This is a genomic window from Corallococcus sicarius, assembly GCF_003611735.1.
In the GTDB taxonomy this organism is placed as follows: domain Bacteria; phylum Myxococcota; class Myxococcia; order Myxococcales; family Myxococcaceae; genus Corallococcus; species Corallococcus sicarius.
The window spans coordinates 1-6,487 of record NZ_RAWG01000429.1 but is presented as its reverse complement, the minus strand read 5'-3'; the positions used below and the strand labels follow the sequence as shown (position 1 = coordinate 6,487).

General features: G+C 73.4%; 1 protein-coding gene. It reads left to right on the top strand.

From position 1 onward, the window contains the following. A partial coding sequence (locus D7X12_RS37795) for a type I polyketide synthase (protein ID WP_120630027.1) occupies positions 1–6,487 on the top strand: 6,487 nt, incomplete at both ends.

Genomic DNA, 6,487 nt, shown 5'->3' with positions numbered 1-6,487 from the left:
ACCAGGAGGGGATGATCTTCTCCCCGGACGGCCACTGCCGCGCGTTCGACGAGAAGGCGCAGGGCACGCTCGCGGGCAACGGCGTGGGCGCGGTGGTGCTCAAGCGCCTGGAGGACGCGGTGCGGGATGGCGACGCCATCTACGCCGTCATCCGGGGCTCGGCCATCAACAACGATGGCCGGCACAAGTCCGGCTTCACCGCGCCCAGCGTCCAGGGACAGGCGGCCGTGGTGACGCAGGCGCTGAAGAAGGCGGGCGTCTCTCCGGAGGCCATCGGCTACGTGGAGACGCACGGCACCGCGACGCCGCTGGGGGACCCGATTGAAGTGGCGGCGCTGACGCGCGCGTACGGCCTGGGGCCGGAGCACCAGGGCACCATCTCGCTGGCATCGCTGAAGACGAACATCGGCCACCTGGACACGGTGGCGGGCCTGGCGGGGATCATCAAGGCCGCGCTGTCGCTGCACCACGGCGAGATTCCGCCCAGCCTCCACTTCGAGCGGCCCAACCCGCAAATCGACTTCGCGGCGGGCCCTTTCTTCGTCAACACCCATCTGCGCTCGTGGCCCCGGGGTGAGACGCCCCGCTTCGCCGCGGTCAGCTCGTTTGGCATTGGTGGCACCAATGCCCACGCCATCCTCGAGGAAGCTCCCATGCGGCAGAGTGGTTCCACCACCCGTTCCCACCAGCTCGTCCTGCTGTCCGCGCGCACGCCCGAGGCGCTGGAGGCAGCGTCGCGTCAGCTCGACGCGCACGCGCAGGCCGGTGGGGACGCGCTGTCCCTGGCGGACCTGGCGTTCACGCACGCGGTGGGCCGCAAAGTGTTTGAGTTCCGCCGCGCGCTGGTGGTGAAGGACGCGGCGGACCTGGCGAAGCAGCTCCAGAAGCCGGTGGCGGCCGCGAAGGGAACGAACCGCGCGCCCCGCGTGGCATTCGTTTTCTCCGGCCAGGGAGCGCAGCAGGTGGGCATGGGGCGCGAGCTGGCGGAGGCCTCGCCGCGGTTCCGCGCGCACCTGGAGGCGTGCCTCGCGCTGCAGGACGCGCCGCTGCGGGAGCGCGTGTCGGCGCTGCTGCGGCCGGCGGAGGGCGCGGACGTCACGGCGAGCCTCGCGGACACGCGCGTGGCGCTGCCCGCGTTGTTCAGCGTGCAGGTGTCGCTGGCGCGGCTGTGGAAGGATTTGGGCGTGGTGCCGCACGCGGTGCTGGGCCACAGCTTCGGGGAGTACGCGGCGGCGTGCGTCGCGGGCGTGCTGTCCCTGGAGGACGGGATGCGGCTGGCGGTGGCGCGCGGGGAGCTGATGCACCGCCTGCCGCCGGGGGCGATGCTGGCGGTGGCGCTGCCGGAGACGCAGGTGGTGCCGCTGCTGACGGGCCGGCTGACGCTCGCGGCGGTGAATGCGCCGGACCGGTGCGTGGTGTCCGGGCCGGTGGAGGAAGTGGAGCGGCTGAAGGAGGAGCTGGAGCGCCGCAAGGCGGGCGCGGTGCGCATGCCCGCGCCGCATGCGTTCCACTCGGCGGACGTGGAGCCGTTGATGCCGGAGCTGGCCCGGGTGGTGGGTTCGCTCCATCGCTCGGAGCCGACGGTGCGTTACGCCTCCAGCCTCACGGGGACGTTCGCGCGGCCGGGGCAGCTCTCGGCGCCGGGTTACTGGACGGAGCAGATGCGGCAGCCGGTGCGCTTCACCGACGCGGTGGGCGCGCTGCTGGAAGAGGGCTGCGGGGTGTTGCTGGAAGTGGGCCCTGGGCAGGACCTCACGCCGCTGGTGCGCGCGAGCCTGGGCCAGGACCGCGAGCGCGTGCGCGCGCTGGCCACGCTGCGCCGGGGTGGGACGACGACCGAGCAGCAGGGCTGGCTCCAGGGCGTGGGCGAGCTGTGGACCGCCGGTGTCTCCGTGGATTGGAGCGCGTTCTACGCGCACGAGCAGCGGCTGCGGCTGCACCTGCCGACGTACGCGTTCCAGGAGAAGGACGTCTGGGTCCAGGCGAGGACCCGCGCCCTGCCCTCCGCGTTCATGCCGCCGGGCGCGCCCGTGCGTGCACCGCAGGACGTGTCCGGCGCCGTGGCTCCGCCTGCCGCGACGTACGGCGCGCAGGACACCGCGTCGTCGGCGTCCGGCACTCCCTTCGGTGAGGCTTCATCCTCCGCGTCCGCTCCCTTCGCGGGCCGCGCCCCCGCCACCGGGTCCGGCCAGGGCGCCCTGGCACCCACGGGTCGCGTGGCCACGGTGACACTGTCTCCCACGGAGGCTCCGGCGCATGCCGGCCCGTCGTCGCCGAACCTCCCGACGGCCAGTGGCACGCACCCGTTCGGCGCCACGCCGCCGCCCGTGTCCGTGCCCAGCATCGCGCGGTCGCTCCACGAGGGCGCCTATCACCCGACGGGCGCGGCCTCCCATCCTGCGCCCGAAGCCGCGCACAGCTCCGCGCGTCCCCTGCTCCCGGGCCTCTCCGCGCACACGGCCTCCGAAGCCCTGGCCCCCGCCGCCGTGCCCGCGGGCCGTGAGGACGCTCCGCGAGGCGACGTCGAGGAACGCGTGGCCGCGCTGTGGCGCGAACGCCTGGGCCTGGACTTCGTGGGCCGCGAGGAGAACTTCCTCGAAATTGGCGGCAACTCGCTGACGGCCGCCCAGCTCCTCAACCAGGTGCGTGACACCTTCGGCGTGCAGCTCCCGCTGGCCGCGCTCTTCGAGGCCCCCACCGTCGCGGGCATCGCCCAGCGCCTGGAGCCGCTGCTGCTCCAGGCCCCCCAGGCCCAGGTGTCCGTGGAGCTTCCGCTGGTGCCGCTGCCTCGCACGCGGGAGCTGGCCCTGTCCTTCGTGCAGGAGCGCGTCTGGCGCCTGGAGCAGCACCTGCCCGGCCTGTCCGCGTACAACATCCCGTTCGTCCTGCGGCTCGAAGGTGTCGTGGAGGCCGACGTCCTGGAGCGCGGCATCCAGGAGATCGTCCACCGGCACGAAGCCCTGCGCACCACCTACGACGTGGTGGACGGCCGCCCCGTGCAGCGCTTCCACGACCACGTCCGCATCCCGCTCACGCGCGTGGAGCTCCGGGGCCCGCTGGAGACCCGCCAGGCCGAGGCCCTGCGCCTCGCCCGCGAGGACGCCGCCGCGCCGTTCGATCTCGTCAAGGGACCGGTGATGCGCTCGACGCTCGTGCGCCTGGACACGCACGAGCACATGCTGATGGTCTGCATCCATCACGTCGTCTGCGACACGCTGTCCGTGGCCCTCTTCGTCCAGGAGCTGGGCCAGCTCTACGACGCCTTCCTCCAGGGGCGCCCGTCTCCCCTGCCCCCGCTGCCCCTCCAATACGCGGACTTCGGCCAGTGGCAGCGCCAGAGTCTCGCGGAGGGGCGCCTGCCCGAACAGGAGCAGTGGTGGCGTCAGCGGCTGGCCGGGATGCCCCGGCAGATTGACCTGCCCACGGACCGGCCCCGCACCGCGCACAGCACGCTCGACTCCGCGCGCATGACCATGGAGATGCCTGCCGCGCTCGCCCGGGAGCTGTCCGCCTTCTCCCGGCGCGAGGGCTTCACCGCGTACATGATCGTGCTCGCGGCGTGGCAGACGCTGCTGCACCGCTACAGCGGCCAGACGGACCTCATCGTCGGCACGCCCATCGCGAACCGCACCCGGCCGGAGCTGTTCCCGCTCATCGGCTACGTGGCGCACTCGGCCGCGTTCCGCACGCGCTTCGTGGGCGAGCCGACCTTCCGCGACATGCTCGCGCAGGTTCGCGAAGAGGTGAACGACGCCCAGGCGCGGCCGGACGTGCCCTTCGAGTACCTCGTGGAAGCGCTCGTCCCGGGCAAGGACATCGGCAGGGGCCGCATGGCCGACTCCGTGTTCGTCTTCCACTCCGGCGTCAGCGCCGGTGGGATGACGCTGGAACTCAAGGGCATGCGCGGCTCGCTGGTGGAGGTCCCTGGCACGCCCGTGCAGTGGGGCGCCACCCTGGCCGACCTGACGCTCGTGCTCTCCGAGTCTCCGGGCCGCCTCCATGGCGTGCTGGAGTACGCGACGGAGCTGTTCGACGCCGCGTTCGCCGAGCGCTTCATGGCGCACTTCCAGGTGCTGCTGTCGGCCGCCATCTCCAGCCCCGACACGCAGGTCTCCCGCCTGCCCCTGTCCACGGAGGCCGAGCGCCGCGCGTGGCCGAGCCCCCGCACCGTGGCCGGCTTCACCTCCGTGCCCGCGCTCCTCGCGGACCGGCGCGCCCGTCAGGCGGACGCCGTCGCCGTGTCGCGCGGTGACGCGCACTGGACCTGGGGTCAACTGGGCACCCAGGTGCGGACCCTGGCCGCGCGGCTGCGGTCGCTCGGGGTGAAGGATGGCGCGCCAGTGGCCGTGAGCCTGCGGCCGTCGCCGCAGAAGCTCATCGCGCTGTGGGCCGTGCTGGAGGCCGGCGGCGCGGTGGTCGCGCTGGGCCCCACCGAACTGGGCGGGCTGTCCCTCTACGCCGCCCCGGAGGGCGCGCGCGTGCCGGTGCTCGTCACCACCCGCGAGCTCGTGGCCTCCGTGCGCGTGGAGGCTTCACGCACGCTGTACGTGGAGGACCTCGCGACCTCCGCGGAGGCGGCAACCCTGGACGTGCCGGGCCCCGCTGGCGCCGACACCCTGGCGTGGCTGCTGCCCATGGGCGCGGGGCAGCCCGCGTGGGCGCTGGGCCACCAGGAGCTGGCGGAGTTCTTCACCGGCCTGGATGCGCGGCTGTCCCCCCGGGACGGCGGCGCGTGGCTGTCCGCGGGCGAGGCCGCGCCGGACCGGCCGGACCTGGAAGCGCTGTGGGCGCTGTCGCGCGGGATGCGCGTGGTGTTCCCCTCCGAGCAGGTGACCGCGCGGCTGGTGAACGTGGGGGGCGGCGGGCGCCGGGCGAAGGCCATGGACCTGAGCCTCATCTACTTCGCCAACGACGAGGACACCCTCACCGGGCCGAAGTACGAGCTGCTCATCGAAGGCGCGAAGTTCGCGGACGCGAATGGCTTCTCCGCCGTGTGGACGCCAGAGCGCCACTTCGCCTCCTTCGGCGGCCTCTACCCGCAACCGGCCGTGGTGGCCGCGGGCATCGCCACCGTCACGAAGAACCTGCGCCTGCGCTCCGGCAGCGTGGTGCTGCCGCTGCATGATCCGCTGCTCATCGCGGAGCAGTGGTCCGTGGTGGACAACCTGTCCCAGGGGCGCGTGGGCCTGTCGGTGGCCACGGGCTGGCACGTCCACGACTTCACCTTCGCGCCGGGCAACTACGAGGACCGGCGCAACATCCTGCTCAAGAATCTCAAGACGCTGCGCGCGCTGTGGCGCGGCGAGAAGGTGACGCGGCCGGCGGGCGCGGGCACGACGGTGGAGCTGTCGCTGCGACCCAAGCCGGTGCAGAAGGAGCTGCCGGTGTGGCTCACCGCCACGGTGAACCCGGAGACCTTCCGGCTGGCGGGCGAGCTGGGCGCGGGCGTCCTCACGGGCCTGATGTCGCACTCGCTGGAGGAGCTGAAGCCGAAGGTGGCCCTCTACCGCGAGGCGTGGCGCCGCAACGGCCACCCGGGCCGGGGCCACATCACGGTGATGCTGCACACGTACCTGGGCGACGACGAGGCGGAGGTGTTCCGCACCGTGCGCCAGCCGCTGCTCGGCTACTTCCGGGGCTCCACGGACATCGTCACGTCGCTGCTGGCGGCGCAGGGCTACCAGGGGGAAATCAACAAGCTGTCCCCGGACGACATCAACGCGCTGCTGGAGCACACCTTCGAGCACCACGCGAAGACGACGGGACTCGTCGGCTCCGTGGAGAGCGGCCTGAAGCGCCTGCGCGAGGTGCAGGCGGGGGACGTGGACGAGGTGGCGGCCCTCATCGACTTCGGCCTGGAGACGCCGGTGGTGCTGGACGGCCTGCGCCGGCTGGCCCGGGTGCGCGAGCTGCTGGAGGGCGAAGGCGCCGCGCGCCAGGAGCAGGTGCTGGTGGAGAGCGGCCAGGGCGTGGAGGGCCTCCTCGCGCTCGCGAAGCAGTCCGGCGCGGTGCTGGTGCACACGTCGGCCCGGCTGGCGCGCTCGCTGACGGAGCTTCCCGGGGCGCGTGAGTCCCTGGGCGCGGTGGGCGCGCTGGTGCTGGAGGGCGCGTCGTCGGAGCTGGCCTCCCAGCTGCAACAGTCCGCCAACGTGGCGGTGTTGTTGTCCGGAGGCGCCGTCGAAGGCGCGCTGCTGCCCCGCACGCCGGGCGAGCGCGTCCCGGAGAGCCTCCAGACGTGGGTGCTGGATCCGACGGGACAGCCCGTGCCCGTGGGCGTGGTGGGCGAGCTGGCCCTCGCGGGCGCGGGGCTCCCCCAGGGCCTGTGGAAGGCGGAGGAAGAAGAGCACCGCCGGCTGGTGCCGCACCCGACGGAGGTGTCCGCGCGGCTGTACCGCACCGGCCGCCATGCCCGCCTGCGCGGGGATGGACGCGTGGAGCCGGTGACGCTGCCCTCGCGTCTGCCCCCGCCCGTGGCGCGCCCCAAGGT